A 16,788-nucleotide genomic window follows, 5' to 3' on the forward strand; every position below is an offset into this window, starting at 1 on the left:
GCTTGGACCATGCTCTAAACACAGGCCATCACATCGAAGGGTGCGATGCCTGGACGGCGGCAAGCGCTGCCATGTTGACCACGCCGCGCGAAGTGACGGTGGGCGACAGGATATGTGCGGGCAGGGCAGTGCCAAGCAGGATCGGCCCGACATGCAGACCTTCCGTCATGGTGCGCACGACGCCGAGGGAAATATTGGCCGAGTCCAGGTTCGGGAAGACCAAGAGGTTCGCCTCACCGGACAAAGCGCTGTTGGGCATGGCGCGCTTGCGCAACATTTCCGACAGCGCCGAACCACCCTGCATTTCGCCGTCGATTTCCAAATGAGGCGCCCTGTCGCGAACGAGTTGAAGGGCTGCGCGCATCTTTCGGGCGCTGACGGAATCACGCGAACCGAAGTTCGAATGGCTTGCGAGCGCGATCTTCGGGGTGATGCCGAAACGCTTGATTTCCTTCGCGGCAAGGATCGCCATTTCTGCGACGTCTTCCGAGCTCGGGTCGTAATTGACGAAGGTATCGGTCATGAAGAGCGCGCCACGCTGGGTAATCAGTAGGCTGAGGCCGCCGAACGACTGAACACCTTCGCGCTTGCCGATGATCTGGTTGACATCGCGCAGGTGACGGTCAAACCGACCTTCCAGACCGCAGATCAGGGCATCGGCCTCACCGCGCTTGACGGAGAGCGCGCCGATGACGGTGGTGTTGGTACGAACGATCGTGCGTGCCGCTTCCGGGTTGATGCCGGCACGGCCGACCAGCGCGAAGTAGTCATCGACATAGTCGCGGTAGCGTGGATCGTCTTCCGGGTTGACCACGGCGAAATCGGTATTCGGGCGAATGCGCAGGCCGAAGCGCTTCAGGCGCGTTTCGATGATCTGCGGACGACCGATAAGGATCGGGATGCCGGTGCCTTCTTCCAAAAGTACCTGAGCGGCGCGCAGCACGCGCTCGTCTTCGCCTTCGGCAAAGATGATACGCTTCTTTTCTGCGCTCTTGGCACTGTTGAAGATCGGCTTCATGATGAAGCCGGAACGCCAGACGAAGCGGTTCAACTGATCGAGATAGGCATCGAAATCGGTGATGGGTCGCGATGCGACGCCACTTGCGGCGGCAGCGCGCGCGACGGCGGGCGCAATGCGCAGGATGAGGCGTGGATCGAAAGGCGAGGGGATCAGGTAGTTCGGGCCGAAGACCGGCGTCTCTTCGCTATAGGCCTTGGCAGCGACTTCGGAGACTTCCTCGCGCGCCAGTTCGGCAATCGCGCGGACCGCCGCCATCTTCATCTCTTCATTGATGCTGGTTGCGCCGCAATCGAGCGCACCGCGGAAGATGTAAGGGAAGCAGAGAACGTTGTTGACCTGGTTCGGGAAGTCCGAGCGACCCGTGCAGATCATTGCATCCGGGCGTGCAGCGCGTGCTTCTTCCGGCATGATTTCAGGCTTGGGGTTCGCCAGTGCCAGGATCAATGGCTTTTCCGCCATCTTTGCCAGAAGCTCGGGCTTAAGAACGCCTGCGGCCGAGAGACCGAGGAAGACGTCTGCGCCCTCGATGGATTCGGCCAGGACGCGCTTGTCGGTCTTCTGCGCGTAGATTTCCTTCCATTCGTCCATCAACGTGTTGCGGCCATCATAGACGAGGCCTTCAATGTCGTGGACCCAGATGTTTTCGCGCTTAGCGCCCATCTCCACCAGCAGGTTGAGGCAGGCGAGAGCCGCTGCACCGGCACCGGATGCGACGATCTTGACGTCCGACAAGGCCTTGCCGGCGAGTTCCAGCGCATTGGTGACGGCTGCGGCAACGATGATTGCTGTTCCGTGCTGATCGTCGTGGAAGACCGGGATGTTCATCTTGGCGCGCAGCTGGCGCTCGACTTCGAAACATTCGGGCGCCTTGATGTCTTCGAGATTGATGCCGCCGAAGGTGGGCTCGAGTGCCGAAATGGTGGAGACCATATCGTTGATGCCGGGCGCGTCGATTTCGATATCGAAGACGTCGATATTGGCGAATTTCTTGAAGAGGACGGCTTTGCCTTCCATGACCGGCTTCGACGCCAGCGGGCCAATATTGCCGAGACCGAGAACGGCGGTGCCGTTGGAAATCACAGCCACAAGGTTTGCGCGTGCAGTATATTGCGCCGCCGTTTCCGGATTTTCATGAATGGCAAGGCAGGGGGCGGCGACACCCGGTGAATAGGCGAGCGCCAGGTCGCGCTGGTTGCCGAGCGGCTTGGACGCCTGGATCTCAAGTTTACCCGGGCGAGGATAGCGATGGTAGAAGAGCGCCTGCTCATCCAGATCCGCATTGCTGCTCTTGTTTTGCGTCGTGCCCTTGTCCTGAGAACTCATCTTTTTCACCGCTTTATTTCAATTGTCACGAAGGTCTTTGCATACAGCAAACAGTTCGACCGTACAGCCGTTTATTTGGCGGGTGGCATGCAAAAGCGAGAAAGGCGATATTCGCAAAAAGACCAGCGTCAGACCATGGAAGTGCCGCTTTGTCATCTTGCTGAAACACGAGTCTGGTTTTCCCAAGGGTGAAAGATTTCCAAACGCCTTTCATGAGACGAGGGGACGAGACCATGGCCACGCAGACCGAAACCAGACACTTCAGGACGCTTTTCATTTCCGACGTGCATCTTGGCTCGAAAGCGGCCAAGACGGATTTTCTGCTGGACTTTCTGAAGTATCACGAAGCGGACACGATCGTGCTCGTTGGTGATATCATCGATGGTTGGCGCCTTCGCCGCAGCTGGTACTGGCCGCAGGGCTGCAACGACGTGGTGCAGAAGCTTTTACGCAAGGCACGCAAGGGCGCGCGCATCGTCTACATCCCCGGAAATCACGACGAATTCTTACGCGAATTTCCCGGCACGCATTTCGGCGGCATCGAAGTGGCCGAGCGCATGATCCATGAGGCAGCGGACGGCAAGAAATATCTCGTGCTGCATGGCGACGAGTTCGACGTCGTCGTGCGCAATGCACGCCTTCTCGCTTACCTTGGTGACTGGGCCTACGATGCGGCGATTGCCGTCAACGTCGCGATCGCGGCGGTTCGCCGCCGTATCGGCCTGCCTTACTGGTCTTTTTCCGCCTGGGCGAAACTCCAGGTAAAGCATGCCGTCAACTTCATCGGCGAGTTCCAGCGTGTGGTGGCCGATGAGGCCCGGCGCAACAAGGTGGATGGCGTGATCTGCGGCCATATTCACCATGCGGTGGTGGAGGATATCGACGGTATTCGCTACATCAATACCGGCGACTGGGTGGAAAGCTGCACGGCCATTGTCGAAAACCTTGACGGCTCGTTCGAGCTGATCACCTGGATGCAGACCAGCGATAGCGCGGAAGAGCCAACGGTGCGCCAGCTGGAGCCGGTGATGTTTCCCAAGCTCGTTGATACAAAAGCGGCCTGAGGATGTCTTTATCCCCACAGCTCCGGCTGTGGCGGATGAACGAGCGAACCGTCATAGACAAGGCCCGGCTCCCGGTCTCGCGCCAGGAGTAGCGGGCCATCAAGATCGGCAAAGGCCACGTCTTGCGCCAGTAGCACAGCGGGTGCCATGGCAAGCGACGTTCCCAGCATGCACCCCACCATGATCTGATAGCCGAGACGCTCGGCTTCCTGCTTCATCACCAAGGCCTCGGTAAGGCCACCTGTCTTGTCGAGCTTGATGTTGATCGCATCGTAACGATCGCGAAGGGATGCAAGGTCTCTTGTGAGGTGGACGCTCTCATCCGCGCAGATTGCCACGGGTCGCTTAATCGTCGCCAGAAACGCATCGTTGCCGGCTGGGAGAGGCTGCTCGATCAAGGAGATCCCGAGCTCCGCGGCAACGGCCATGTGATGCTCGATATTGTCTTCACGCCATCCCTCATTGGCATCGACGATGATTGCGGCATCTGGTGCTGCCGCACGAACGGCGCGTAGGCGCTCTTCGTCGTCCTCTGTTCCCGTCTTTATCTTCAAGAGCGGACGGTGGGCGTTTTCCCTTGTCTTCGCCGCCATCGTCTGCGCATCGGCGAGCGAAATCGTGTAGGCCGTCATCAAGGGTTTTGGAGCAGACGGCAGAAAATGAGCAAAGGCGGGTCTCCCGGAGAGCTTCGCTTCCAGATCCCATAAGGCGCAGTCGACGGCGTTGCGCGCAGCACCCGGCTTCATGGCCTGCTGAAGATGCTCCCGGTCGAGCCCCGAAGCGATTGCCTTCGCGGCTGCGTCAATATCTGCCAGGACGCCTTCGATCGTTTCTCCATAGCGCGCGTAGGGGACGCACTCTCCCTGACCTTGAACGCCATCGTAGGAAATCGTGCAGGTCACCACATGGATTTCTGTGCGGCTTCCCCGCGAAATGGTGAAGCTTCCTGCAACCGGGAAGATTTGCGCTGTGGCTTCGAGGTAACGGCTCATCAAAATTGCCCTATAGTTGGGGGTAAAACCATGGAACCTGCAAAATATGTATCCATTTACGGTGCACCGCTGTGGCTTGCTGGTCCGGCAAAAGATATGAATCGTTAAGAGAATCTTTCAGTAAGCTGCATTCACGCGGAGAAATATGCAAGAACAGGAACCAGGCAAGCGGGTGGAACAGGCTGCAATCTCGCCGGATGAGAACGCGGAGCGCGGCGGCGCGCGCTACGTGCTCTCCGGTTCCTGGCGCAACGCGAACATCTCTCCCGTTCTGCCAGAACTCGACAAGATCGAAAAATCGGGTGCATCCGGGCCCATCACGATCGACCTGTCAGGTATCGACCATATCGATACGACCGGTGCATGGATCCTCCACAGCCTGAGAAGCCGCCTGGAGAAGTCCGGCTCGAATGTGAGCTTCGAGGGCAATGAGAAGGTCGAGGAGATCATCACCTCGCTTCCCGATGAAGCGCCGCTGCCGCCGAAGGATACACAAAAACAGGGTATTTTAAGCCGCATCTTCGAGCCCGTCGGACGGAATGTCGTCCAGGCAGGGTCCGACTTTATGGCCGGCATGTTTATTTTGGGCTCTGCCGTTCGTGGCGCGCAGATGAAGCTCGGCCGAGGGCGCGGCGTGTCGCCTGCCGCCATCGTCAACCAGGTCGATCACATGGGCGTGCGCGCGGTGCCCATCATTACGCTGATGTCGTTCCTCATCGGTGCGATCATCGCGCAGCAGGGCGCGTTCCAGCTCAGATATTTCGGCGCGGAAGTTTTTGTGGTCGACCTCGTCGGCATTCTCCAATTGCGTGAGATCGGCGTTCTCCTGACGGCTATTATGATCGCTGGCCGGTCCGGCAGCGCGATTACCGCCGAAATCGGTTCGATGAAGATGCGCGAGGAAATCGATGCGCTCAAGGTCATCGGCCTCAACCCTGTCGGCGTCCTGGTCTTCCCGCGTCTGGTGGCGCTCACCATCGCCTTGCCGCTTCTCACCATCATCGCCAATTTTTCGGCATTGTTCGGCGCTGCGATCGTCTCGCTTATTTATTCGGGTATCACGTTTGAGGTGTTTCTCTCGCGGCTTCATAGTGCCGTGGAAGGTTCGACGATCGCGTCCGGCATGATCAAGGCGCCGTTCATGGCCCTGATCATCGGCATTGTGGCATCCGTCGAGGGAATGAAGGTTGGCGGGAGCGCGGAATCGCTTGGTCAACACGTGACGGCCTCGGTGGTCAAGTCGATCTTTGTCGTGATCCTCGTCGATGCGCTTTTCGCCATCTTCTATTCAGCCATCGATTTTTAAGGAGAGGGCTGTGGATCAAGGACAAGCAGTCGAGGACAAAAGAGACAGCAAGACCGATCGCGAAGTCGTGCTTTCGGTGGAGGGCGTGACTGTCGGCTTTGGCGACAAGCTCGTGCTCGACAATCTCGATCTCGATGTCTATCGCGGTGAAATTCTGGGCTTTATCGGTCCGTCCGGTGCCGGTAAATCGGTGCTGATGCGCACGGTGCTGCGGCTCTTGCCGCGCCAGGGCGGTTCGATCAAGATCCTTGGGACTGACTATGACAAGGCCTCGGACGAAGAACGCATGGCGTTGGACACGCGTCTTGGTGTGCTCTTCCAGCAGGGCGCTCTCTTCTCCGGTCTGACTGTGAAAGAGAATATTCAGCTGCCGATGCGCGAATATCTCGATCTGCCGCAAAAGCTGATGGATGAGCTCGCGGCCTTGAAGATCGAAATGGTGGGTTTGAAGCCGGATGCCGGCGACAAGTTTCCGTCCGAACTTTCAGGCGGCATGATCAAGCGCGCAGCATTGGCGCGCGCTCTGGCGCTCGATCCGGACCTCGTCTTCCTGGACGAGCCGACATCTGGTCTCGATCCGATCGGGGCTGCAGAGTTTGATATGCTGATTGCGCGCTTGCGTGATTCGATGGGTTTGACCGTCTACATGGTGACCCACGATCTCGACAGCCTGTTTTCAGTCTGCGACCGCATTGCCGTTCTCGGCAACAAGAAGGTGGCAGTCGAAGGTACACTCGAGGATATGTTCAATAACGACGATCCCTGGGTCCAATCATATTTCCGCGGAAAGCGGGCTCGCGCCGTCGTCCTTCCGGATGGCACGCAACAGATTCCGGGGAGTAACGGATAGGCATGGAAACCAAGGCGAATTACACCATTGTCGGTATTTTTACGCTCATCGTGGTCGCGGCGGCATTCGGCTTCGTTTACTGGATGGCCGAGTTCGGACGCGGCGGGCCAGTGGCACAGCTGACGATCCGTATTCCAGGGTCGGCCAATGGTCTGTCTGTCGGCTCGCCGGTACGGTTCAACGGCATACCGGTCGGTACGGTTCGTGGTCTTTCGATCGATCAGCAGGATCCCGCTTACTCGATTGCCTATACGGAAGTGCAGGCGGATGCCCCGGTCTTCCCGTCCACTCGCGCGGTTCTGGAAATCCAGGGCCTGACGGGCGCTGCCTATGTGGAGCTCTCGGGTGGGCGCAGCAATGAGGAACGCATTCTCCAGAAGTCCTTCGAAACCGGCGTGCCGGCTGAGCTGACGGCTGATTTGTCCAGTGTGACGAACCTGCTTGCGACCGCCGACAAGATTCTGAAGCGCGCGGATGGTGCGATCGGAGAGCTGCAGGGCTTCGTGCAGGATGCGCGTGGACCGCTGACGGAAACCGTTCGCAATGCCGAGAAATTCTCTGCAGCGCTCGCCTCCAACTCCGATGGCATCGAAAACTTCCTCGAGAGCCTGAGCTCATTGTCGACAACCGTTCAGTCGGTTTCGGTTCGCCTCGATGGAACGCTGACGGCCGTTGAAGATCTGGTCAAGGCGGTGGATTCGCAGAAGATCGACTCCATTCTTACCAATGTCGACAAGGTGACGTCCGACGTGGCGGCCTCTTCCAGCGGCATTCAAGCGGTTATGGAGAACGTGCAGCGCACCTCGCGTAACTTCGAACAGGCAAGTTCGGACGCTCAAAACGTGTTGAAGCGCGCCGATGAGCTTCTGGCTTCGGTCGATACCGCGAAGGTGAGCAATACGGTTGAAGATGTGTCGGCAGCGACCGCCGACGCTCGCCAGGCGATTTCCACCTTCCGCCAGATCGCCGATGACGTTGGAACGCGCCGTCAGGATATCGATCAAGCAATTGCCGACTTCACCGACATGTCTCGCAAGCTGAACATGGCGTCGAGCCGCGTCGACGGCATTCTGGCGAAAGTGGACGGCATGCTGGGAACCGATGACGCGGATTCGCTTTTTGCCAAGGCCCGTGAGACTCTCAACTCCTTCAAGGCGGTTGCGGACAATCTCAACGGACGTATTGGCCCGATTGCCGACAACCTCACTCGCTTCTCGAATTCGGGCCTGAGGGATCTCCAGGCGCTGATCAGCAGCACCCGTGATACGGTCAACAATCTCAACAATACGATCACCAATTTCGATCGCGATCCGCAGCGCCTGATCTTCGGCGGCGAAAATGTAAAACAATATGATGGCCGGACACGGCGTTGATGGAGGTTCCTGGTTTCATGATTTTGCAGATACCACGGCGGAAAATATCCGCGGTCTCCACGAAGTTTGCTGTGATGCTGCCCTTGCTTGGTGCGATCCTGGCAGGCTGCGGCGGTGGCGCTAAGAACGATACGTTCGATCTTTCCGTTTCACCCGCGCCGGTGACGCAGGCACGATCCCTCAAGGGACGCCAGCTTCTGGTCGCGGAACCGACCGCGCTGAAGGCGCTCGATAGCGAGAACATCGTGGTACGGCTTTCCAACTCGGAAGTGCAGTATCTTGCGAACTCGCAGTGGAGCGACCGCCTGCCGCGCATGGTGCAGTCGAAGCTGGTTGAAGCCTTCCAGGATACGGGCCGCCTCGGCGGTGTTGGGCGTCCGGGGCAGGGTCTGGCGATCGACTATCAGGTCGTCACCGATATTCGCGCCTTCGAGGTCGACACCAAGAACAATGTCGCCAACATCGAGATTTCGGTACAGTTGCTGAACGATCGCAACGGCACCGTTCGGGCACAGGACGTGTTCCGTGCAAGCGCGCGCGTGAGCGGTTCCGGCAACGCCAATTTCGTCAAAGCACTCGATTCGGCGTTTGCGGCTGCCTCTCGCGAGATTGTGGCCTGGACGTTGAAGGCGCTCTGATCGCCATCCACGATGTAAAATCAAACGCCGCGACATCATTCGATGCGCGGCGTTTTTCTTTGCGATCACCTGTGGGTTTAATCTGGTAGCCTTACTCGGCTGCTGCTTCCTTCTGCCATTCCGGCAGTGGGAAGATCGCGTCATAGGCCCAGTTGAAGACAAAGGCGTAGACGACGTAGAAGAGTGCAAACGAGATGTCCATGATCAGTGCGTGGATCAGGCCGATGCCGAGATACCATGCAATGAACGGCATCAGTACGATCAGAAGTCCAAGCTCAAACAGAACCGCGTGAGCCACACGGATCGCCGGTGTCTTGAGCGTGGTGCCGCGCAGGCGCTGCAGGGTGTGGTCGAAGCCGAGATTGTAGAGATAATTCCACGCCGTCGCGACGGTGGCGCTGACGACGCCGACGATGCCGATGTCGCTCATCGGCATGGCAAAGACGACAGTGCCGAGTGGAATGACCAAAGCGAGGCCAATAATTTCAAAGCTGAGAGCGTGGCGGATACGATCGCCTATGCTGCGCATGGGAAACTCCCGAGATAACCAAATCGGGCCGTCCCGAATGCTGTCGCCGCCATGGCCGAGGTCGTCCTCGCAAGGACGATATAAGCGGAAGCGGCTTTTGCTTCAAGTCTTCGGGTATCGCGAGGATGGATCGCCGAAAAAACTGCGCATAAAAAAGCGCCTCGAAAGAGACGCTTTTTTTGTCTGGATGTCTCGGCCGCGGACTAGCGCTTGGAAACCGGAACGTAGTCGCGCTTTGCAGCGCCGGTGTAGAGCTGGCGCGGACGACCGATACGCTGCTGCGGATCTTCGATCATTTCGTTCCACTGGGCGATCCAGCCGACGGTGCGGGCAAGAGCGAAGAGAACGGTGAACATGGTCGTGGGGAAGCCGAGCGCCTTCAGCGTGATGCCGGAGTAGAAGTCGACATTCGGGTAGAGCTTCTTCTCGACAAAGTAAGGATCCGAAAGGGCGATCTTTTCCAGTTCGAGCGCAACCTGCATGATCGGATCGTCGGAGTTGCCGGTCGCTTCCAGCACTTCGTACATCGTCTTCTGCATGATCTTGGCGCGCGGGTCGTAGTTCTTGTAGACGCGGTGGCCAAAGCCCATAAGGCGGAACGGATCGTTCTTGTCCTTGGCGCGTGCGATGTATTCAGGAATACGATCGACGGTGCCGATCTCGTTCAGCATGTTGAGCGCTGCTTCGTTGGCGCCGCCATGGGCGGGGCCCCAGAGGCAGGCGATGCCGGCTGCGATACATGCGAACGGGTTTGCGCCCGAGGAACCGGCCAGGCGAACGGTCGAGGTGGACGCGTTCTGCTCATGGTCGGCGTGAAGGATGAAGATGCGATCCATGGCGCGGGCCAGAACCGGGTCCACCTTGTACTCTTCGCACGGAACGGCAAAGCACATGTGCAGGAAGTTCGATGCGTAATCGAGATCGTTCTTTGGGTAAACGAAGGGCTGGCCGATATGGTACTTGTAGGCCATGGCCGCGATCGTCGGCATCTTGGCGATCATGCGCAGAGACGCGACCATGCGCTGGTGCGGATCGGTGATGTCGGTCGAGTCGTGGTAGAAGGCGGAGAGGGCGCCGACCGTACCGCACATGACAGCCATTGGGTGGGCGTCGCGACGATAGCCGGTGAAGAAGCGGCTCATCTGTTCATGCACCATGGTGTGACGCGTCACACGGGTGTCGAAGTCCTTCTTCTGCGCGGTCGTCGGCAGTTCGCCGTAAAGCAGCAGGTAGCAGGTCTCGAGGAAGTCGCCCTGTTCGGCAAGCTGCTCGATCGGATAACCGCGGTGCAGCAGAACGCCTTCGTCACCATCGATATAGGTGATTTTGGATTCGCACGAAGCGGTCGAGGTGAAACCGGGGTCGTAGGTGAAGGAGCCGGTGTGTTTGTACAGGGTGCCGATATCGACGACGCGCGGGCCAATCGTACCTTCTCGTACAGGAAGATCGACCGTCTTGTCGCCGAGGGTCACTGTAGCGCTTTTTTCCGTCATACCATACCTCCGAATATGCAGGCGATGCGGGTTGACGCATCGGCCAATTAAGCGTCACGGATTTAGCTATATGATCCGCGCGACGATGCCAAGCTATCCAAAAGGCAAATTGTGCATCGCAGAATTGGAATAAGCCGTTCTGATCGGTTTTGCCACTTTACTGTTTCGTTTTAAGTCAATGCTTCCTTAATCTGCGCGCTGGATTGCAATCCGAATCGCAAGGCTGCAAATTGGCCCTAAGGGACCGAGGGGCGGCACTTGAACGACTACGGGGAACGGCAGCAGTTCCGCTTGCTGGAGACGGGCACGCCTGTGAAGGTGGAGCTCGACGGCATCAATGCGCCCGCTGCTCTTACCAATACGGATGTCCTACTCTTTGCTCCACCGAGTCCTGCGCCTCAAGGCTTTGCGCAGCGATTGCAATCGACCTTATCGCGTTGCGTCACCGAGGAGCTTCAATACCGGCAGGACTTCCTTTTCATCCCCGTGCTGGTCGGCGCGGGCGCGGCACTGTGGTTTTCTCTCGCCTCTCCGCCATCCGATGTCGTTCTGCTTGTGTTTGGCCTTTGCGTCATCCCGGTCGCCATCATCACGCGGCACCGACAGAACGCACTGTCCTTCGTGTTGGCAACGCTTGCACTTCTGCTGCTCGGCATGTTGCTGGCAAATTGGGAGACGCGCCGCGTTGGGACCACAGTCTTGGACAGTGCCGTGACGACGACAATCACCGGCAAAGTGGAGCGGCGGGAGGTGGATGCCAAGGGCTACTGGCGCTACACGATCGCCCTGACTTCGACGAGTGGACCTTCGCTGACACGTCTGCCAAATCGGATATCCGTCCTCTCGCGCAGTCGCGGACAACCGATCGCTGTCGGTTCAGGCATCACCGGCAAGGCGCGCCTTTCGCCACCATCCGGGCCGGCATTGCCGGGCCTCAACGACTTTGCCTTTTCCGCGTATTTCGATGGGATCGGTGCGACAGGATTTTTCTACAGCGCGCCAAAGGCTCTACCGACGCAGGCCGCAACGACGGACGAAGCGGGCTGGCTCGAAACAGCGGGTTCGCGGCTCTACGCACTGCGCTCCGCTATTGCCGAACGAATCCGCAGCGTCATTGGCGGCGATGCGGGTGCTTTTGCGGCTTCGATCATCACGGATGAGCGGCGCGCGATCTCCAGCGAGACGATGGAAGCTTTGCGCGTGTCGGGGCTCGCCCATATCGTTGCCATTTCCGGGCTAAACATGGCACTGGCATCGGGCATCTTCTTCGTCGGTATGCGTATGGTGTTCAGCCTGTTTCCAGGGTTTTCGCAGCGCTATCCCGTCAAGAAGATCTCCGCCTTTGCCGCGCTGTTGATGACATTCGCCTATTATCTGATTTCAGGCTTTGCCGTCTCTGCCGAGCGGGCATGGTTGATGATGTCGATCATGCTGGCAGCTGTTCTCGTCAACCGGCCGTCGATCAGTCTGCGCAATGTCGCCCTTGCCGCAATCGTCATCATCGCGGTTTCGCCACATGAAATCATGGGTCCGAGTTTCCAGATGTCCTTTGCCGCAACGCTGGCACTGGTTGCGGCCTATTCCTTCTGGAGCAGATGCCGGGCCAATCGTGAGCGCCTCTTCATCGCGCGCCCGCCCTTATGGATCGTGGCCTCGTCGAAAGCGAGTGCCGTGATCGGCGGTGTCGTCATCACCTCGTTGATTGGGGGTGTCTCGACTGCGATCTACTCGATCGAGCATTTCCACCGCATCACCACCTACGGACTGGCCGCCAATCTTGCCGCAATGCCCGTCATGTCGATCATCGTCATGCCGTCTGCACTGATTGCCATGCTTCTCATGCCTTTTGGCCTGGATGCACCCTTCCTGAAGCTGATGGGTTACGGCATGGCGATGGTGATCGACATTGCCAACACCGTCTCCAGTTGGGGCGGAGATGCCACGATCGGGCGGCAGCACCCATGGTTTCTGGCCGTCTCGACGGTCGGATTTCTTCTTCTCACCTTGCTACGGACCCACCTCGCGCTCTTGGGGCTTCCCCTGATTCTGGCTGGTCTCCTTCTGGTGCCGCTTGAGCAGAACAAAGCAAAGCCGGATTTATTGATCTACGAGGATGGTGTCCTCGTCGCATTTCGCACGGATCAATTCGTTGCGACGACCAAGCGCCAGGCGAAGGGTTTCGTGGTTGAGCAGTGGGCGAGGGCGGTGCCGCTGCCGGATAAGCATGTGGCCCCTGTCATGCTGGATGACGACAAGGCGGGTGAGCGCGAGGACACGGCAGAGCCAAGGTCACGCCGCCCGGCTGTTCTCACCGATCAGCAGAAGCAAGAAGCTCGCGACAAGATGATTCTGGCTTTCGAGCGGACGAATGGCTTCTCTTGCCAGAAAAATGCCTGGTGTGCTGGACGTCATCAGAGCGGCGTCAAAGTCGCGGTCATTTCTAATACGGCGTTGACCGGTACAGCCTGCGATCTGGCGGACATCGTCGTGACGTCGCGTTTCGTGCCGTTTTCAAACTGTCGCTCGGGCGCGCTGCTGATCAGCGCCACAACATTGCGAAAGACAGGCTCGCTGGAACTCTGGTTGAATGAGGCCGGAGCGCCCGTCGCAACTGCGCGCGCGGCGATGCAAGACGTTGCCAGACCCTGGTCGATTCACCGCGCCTATGACTGGCGCAGCAAGACCTCCGACGGCGCGATGCCGCCGCATATCGAGACGATGCTGGCGGCCGGGCAGTAAGTCTTTTGCTTCAATCTGCTGCGGAGCGGCGGTCTTCGATAATCTCGCCAGACGCCCGCGCTTCCTCTTCATGCTCCAAGTCGCGCCACGGCTCCCGGATCGCTGCCTCCTCCCACTCCCTGATCGCCGGCAAGCCAAGGAGTTGGGTCTTGTAAGCCTCCGCCGCTGGCGAGAGTGCTGTGCCGTAAGTCTGGAAGCGAAACGCGACGGGGCAGAAGAACGCGTCGACGGCGGTGAAATTGATGCCGGCCAGAAACGGCCCGCCGAAGGTGTCGAGGCCCTGCTGCCATAGCGCGTCGATACGCGCGATATCCTTGCGGAGCGCCTCGGTTGCCGGAACCGGTCTGATCCGCAAACCTACACTCATCGGGTGTAGATTGCGCAGCGATTGGAAGCCGGAATGCATCTCCGCGGATGCCGAGCGCGACCAAGCCCGCGCTTTGGCATCCTCAGCCCAAACACCATCATGCCGTTCCGCCAGGTACTCGATGATTGCAAGCGAGTCCCAGATGGTGACATCGCCATCCACGAGGCAGGGCACCTTGCCTGTGGGGGAGAAGTGCGTGAAGCCATGCTTGGGATCGGGATCGTTGAACGGGACGAGATTCTCTTTGAAGGGAATCTCCAATGTCCGCATCAGCACCCAAGGCCGGAGAGACCAGGAGGAGTAGTTCTTGTTGGCGATGTAAAGATCGTACATGTTGTCTCCTTCTGGTGATACGGCCACTTGAATCGCATGCGATCAGCAAAAGCGTCCATGCGGTGCAAAAGTGCGAATGTTATTTCTCTGTCCATCGTCCTAACGCATGAGCGAGAGGACATACAGGCCGAGTCTGTCATGTCAGATATCATATGAATTGATGCGTTCGCCGCTCTCACCTTTCCGAAAACAGAAGCAGAATGAACTTCATCGGTTCGTCGCGGTTTGATGGGAAGGCGTCAAGCAAATGGAGCGGTCGAGATGAACATGAAATCTGGCGGTTGTGCCTGCGGCAGCGTGAGGCTTTCGATAGTCGGTGAGCCCTATCGTATCGGGATTTGTCACTGCATGGATTGTCGCAAGCACCACGGCGCGCTCTTCCACGCATCCGCCATCTTCCCGCAGGATGCCGTGACCATCGAAGGAGAAATACGCAGCTATAATGGCCGCTTCTTCTGTCCCAACTGCGGATCGCCGGTCTTCGGAAAAAGCGACGACGAAATCGAGGTCAATCTCGGTTCTCTGGATTCACCAGATCAGTTCGAGCCGACCTACGAGCTTTGGACGGTCCGCCGTGAGGCTTGGCTGCCGGATTTCCCGGCATTGCGCCAATATGAGCGGGACCGGGAATCGACAGGCAGAACGGAAAAGGGGCGGTGAGACTGTCCACCTTGTCGGATGGTAGCCGCGAGGTGGATTAGCCGCGTCTGTAAGTCCTGCTCTTAGAAGCGACGGGCGAGGGCGCTTGTCGGTGGCACTGAAAGATTGCCGCCGTTCGAAGGCCATGATCGGCATGCACCCGACCATCCGCCAATCTTTTCCTCATCCTCGGATCGAGAATGAGGATAACGAGAAAGACGAAGACGAAGACGAAGACGAAGAGAACCAGCGTCGAGACCTCGGCGCGATCAGAGGCAGCACATCGCCGCATCTGCCAACGAGGTCTGCGCGTCTTGCCTCTGCAAGAGCACAGGCAGCCAGTCTGAGCCGACTATCGTTCGCTCAGTGATAGCGACGAATGAGACCGACCAGCTTGCCCTGAATCTTTACCCGATCCGGTCCGAAGATGCGGGTCTCATAGGCTGGGTTCGCGGCCTCCAGGGCGATGGAAGCACCCTTGCGGCGGAAGCGCTTCAAGGTGGCTTCTTCATCATCCACCAGTGCGACGATGATATCGCCGGGGTTGGCGGTGCTGCCGTTGCGGATGATGACGGTGTCACCATCGAAGATGCCAGCCTCGATCATCGAGTCACCCTTGACCTCAAGCGCATAATGCTCGCCCGTGCCCAGCATATCGACGGGTACGACAACATCGTGGGTGTTGTTCTGGATAGCGGAGATCGGCACACCGGCGGCGATGCGTCCCATCACAGGAACGGTGACAGCGGAGGAGATCTGATCGTTTGCTGGCTTCGGCGCGGGAGCCGGCTCAGGCGGTTTGGCTTTTCCGAGGCTGCCCTCGATCACGCTTGGCGAAAAACCGCGCGGCGGCTTCTGTGCGGGTGCGGAATAGGCTTCCGGAAGCTTGATGACTTCCAGGGCTCTTGCCCTGTTCGGCAAGCGGCGGATGAAGCCGCGTTCTTCCAAAGCGGTAATCAGCCGATGGATGCCGGATTTCGAGGCGAGGTCGAGGGCATCTTTCATCTCATCGAAAGATGGCGGCACGCCGGACTCTTTCATTCGCTCATGAATGAAAAGAAGCAGTTCCTGCTGTTTGCGCGTGAGCATGAAGAAAACCCTTGGAATACGTGGCGAAGATTCGCGAAACAAATACAGAACGAACACTATATGTTCCATATGTGTTCTGCAATCCCTTAAAATTCCGCAAACGTCTCCGCCTCATCAATTCGCAGTCCTGTTATCCGCGCAATGGTAGAAGTTCATAGCTTCTTTACGGTGTTGGGCGTCTTTTTCCTCTCCAGGTTGATGATTTCATTTTTGCGGGTATCTACAAGCTGCTTCGAGGATCACACGATCCGGTCATCCTGTGGTATGAAGGCCAAGCCATTCGAAGCATTATCAACAAAGTTATCGTAGCTCTACGGCGCTGCCTTGCAGCGTTTTTTCGGGGCAGGGACATTTTTATGAAGCTCGTTAGATTTACCCTTATCGGAATGCTGATTGCGCTGGCCGGTTGCCAGACCCTCGATCCCAATTCACCGGAAGCTTTGAAGCGCAAGGAGTATGACCGGTTGCTGCTGAACACGACGATGGCCAATTGCAAGCTCATCGTTCAACTCAATCAGAAGCGCGTTTCGCAGAACAAGGAGCCGACGCGCGACAATAACTGTGCACGGATCCTGAAAAATCACGCGCTTGGCGGCGTTCATCCGGCGAGCTTCATCCCCGATCTTGCGGTGAACGGCATTCCCATTCCGATCGGTGGACTGATCAAGCTTGCAATCGTTGCCGACCGAAACCAGCGTGAGAAGAAGGCCTGGGAGGCATCGCTACCGGCTTGGGTTTCCGCCGGTGGTGAGAACAGCGAGAACGTTTATCGCATGTTGCTGACTCAAGGCTTCAAGCCCGAAGAATTGGAAGGGCTGAAGGGAAGTGCTGGATTTTCCGACGCGGTGCGCGCAGTCGGGCCGTTCGTGCAGTCTTCCGAGGCCAATCCCGATGTCGTCCGGAAGGCGAATGCCGGCTAAAGGGCAAGCGGTTGGTGCTCCCTCATCTCGTGACACATGGCGCGCTTGCTGCTAATGCCTGTGCAACATCGCAAATTAAGCGGTTGCCGGCGATGTCCGGCGCATGTGTCGT

15 protein-coding genes are annotated in these 16,788 nt (G+C 58.2%); 9 read left to right on the forward strand and 6 right to left on the reverse strand.

The features are described from left to right. Positions 1-28: 28 nt before the first annotated feature. Positions 29-2,344 carry an NADP-dependent malic enzyme gene (locus ACTJK5_RS04410; protein ID WP_062427468.1) on the reverse strand — a complete coding sequence of 772 codons (2,316 nt, stop codon included), beginning with the start codon at positions 2,342-2,344 and terminating at the stop codon, positions 29-31. Between the two features lie 233 nt (positions 2,345-2,577). On the opposite strand from ACTJK5_RS04410, the gene ACTJK5_RS04415 reads away from it, so the two are divergent. Next, positions 2,578-3,408 (forward strand): UDP-2,3-diacylglucosamine diphosphatase, encoded by an 831-nt coding sequence (locus ACTJK5_RS04415; protein ID WP_440611913.1) that lies wholly within the window; start codon positions 2,578-2,580, stop codon positions 3,406-3,408. A gap of 8 nt (positions 3,409-3,416) precedes the next feature. Here the strand turns inward: ACTJK5_RS04415 and dgcA are convergent, their stop codons facing one another. Further along, entirely contained in the window at positions 3,417-4,400 is a 984-nt protein-coding gene (dgcA, locus tag ACTJK5_RS04420) for an N-acetyl-D-Glu racemase DgcA (protein WP_113260537.1), read from the reverse strand. A gap of 145 nt (positions 4,401-4,545) precedes the next feature. Here dgcA and ACTJK5_RS04425 point away from each other — a divergent pair, with 145 nt between their 5' ends. The 4 genes from ACTJK5_RS04425 to ACTJK5_RS04440 all read left to right on the forward strand — a co-directional run bounded on the left by ACTJK5_RS04425 (position 4,546) and on the right by ACTJK5_RS04440 (position 8,567). Further along, positions 4,546-5,706, forward strand: coding sequence for an ABC transporter permease (locus ACTJK5_RS04425; RefSeq protein ID WP_113260538.1), 1,161 nt, complete (start codon positions 4,546-4,548; stop codon positions 5,704-5,706). A gap of 10 nt (positions 5,707-5,716) precedes the next feature. Then, on the forward strand, positions 5,717-6,556 hold the full coding sequence (locus tag ACTJK5_RS04430) for an ABC transporter ATP-binding protein (protein ID WP_312930102.1): 840 nt from the start codon (positions 5,717-5,719) through the stop codon (positions 6,554-6,556). Positions 6,557-6,558: 2 nt separating this feature from the next. After that, complete coding sequence (locus ACTJK5_RS04435) at positions 6,559-7,929, forward strand: MlaD family protein (protein WP_062427463.1); 1,371 nt, start codon at positions 6,559-6,561, stop codon at positions 7,927-7,929. Positions 7,930-8,003: 74 nt separating this feature from the next. After that, a complete protein-coding gene (locus tag ACTJK5_RS04440) occupies positions 8,004-8,567 on the forward strand; it encodes an ABC-type transport auxiliary lipoprotein family protein (RefSeq protein ID WP_113260797.1) in 564 nt (187 codons plus the stop codon). A gap of 91 nt (positions 8,568-8,658) precedes the next feature. On the opposite strand, the gene ACTJK5_RS04445 is transcribed toward ACTJK5_RS04440, so the two are convergent. Together ACTJK5_RS04445 and gltA are read right to left on the reverse strand one after the other, a co-directional pair. Beyond that, positions 8,659-9,096, reverse strand: coding sequence for a PACE efflux transporter (locus ACTJK5_RS04445; protein ID WP_062440844.1), 438 nt, complete (start codon positions 9,094-9,096; stop codon positions 8,659-8,661). 203 nt (positions 9,097-9,299) lie between these two features. Then, a complete protein-coding gene (gltA, locus tag ACTJK5_RS04450; protein ID WP_062440847.1) occupies positions 9,300-10,589 on the reverse strand; it encodes a citrate synthase in 1,290 nt (429 codons plus the stop codon). A 258-nt stretch (positions 10,590-10,847) separates the two neighbouring features. Here gltA and ACTJK5_RS04455 point away from each other — a divergent pair, with 258 nt between their 5' ends. After that, on the forward strand, positions 10,848-13,328 hold the full coding sequence (locus ACTJK5_RS04455; protein WP_312930098.1) for a ComEC/Rec2 family competence protein: 2,481 nt from the start codon (positions 10,848-10,850) through the stop codon (positions 13,326-13,328). 10 nt (positions 13,329-13,338) lie between these two features. Here ACTJK5_RS04455 and ACTJK5_RS04460 read toward each other — a convergent pair whose 3' ends face one another. Then, positions 13,339-14,028, reverse strand: a complete 690-nt coding sequence (locus ACTJK5_RS04460) for a glutathione S-transferase family protein (protein ID WP_113260540.1) — start codon at positions 14,026-14,028, stop codon at positions 13,339-13,341. A 261-nt stretch (positions 14,029-14,289) separates the two neighbouring features. On the opposite strand from ACTJK5_RS04460, the gene ACTJK5_RS04465 reads away from it, so the two are divergent. Together ACTJK5_RS04465 and ACTJK5_RS04470 are read left to right on the forward strand one after the other, a co-directional pair. Continuing rightward, entirely contained in the window at positions 14,290-14,688 is a 399-nt protein-coding gene (locus tag ACTJK5_RS04465) for a GFA family protein (protein ID WP_113260541.1), read from the forward strand. Positions 14,689-14,779: 91 nt separating this feature from the next. Beyond that, the gene (locus tag ACTJK5_RS04470) at positions 14,780-15,037 is read left to right on the forward strand and encodes a hypothetical protein (RefSeq protein WP_440611914.1); all 258 of its coding nucleotides are present in this window, start codon (positions 14,780-14,782) and stop codon (positions 15,035-15,037) included. Here the strand turns inward: ACTJK5_RS04470 and lexA are convergent. Beyond that, positions 15,031-15,756, reverse strand: coding sequence for a transcriptional repressor LexA (lexA, locus tag ACTJK5_RS04475; protein WP_113260799.1), 726 nt, complete (start codon positions 15,754-15,756; stop codon positions 15,031-15,033). The genes ACTJK5_RS04470 and lexA overlap by 7 nt on opposite strands. Before the next feature lie 356 nt (positions 15,757-16,112). Here lexA and ACTJK5_RS04480 point away from each other — a divergent pair, with 356 nt between their 5' ends. Next, positions 16,113-16,676 (forward strand): hypothetical protein, encoded by a 564-nt coding sequence (locus ACTJK5_RS04480; protein WP_162741841.1) that lies wholly within the window; start codon positions 16,113-16,115, stop codon positions 16,674-16,676. The last annotated feature ends 112 nt before the right edge of the window (positions 16,677-16,788 follow it).

Source organism: Agrobacterium sp. 22094 (assembly GCF_052046015.1).
Taxonomy (GTDB): domain Bacteria; phylum Pseudomonadota; class Alphaproteobacteria; order Rhizobiales; family Rhizobiaceae; genus Agrobacterium; species Agrobacterium cavarae.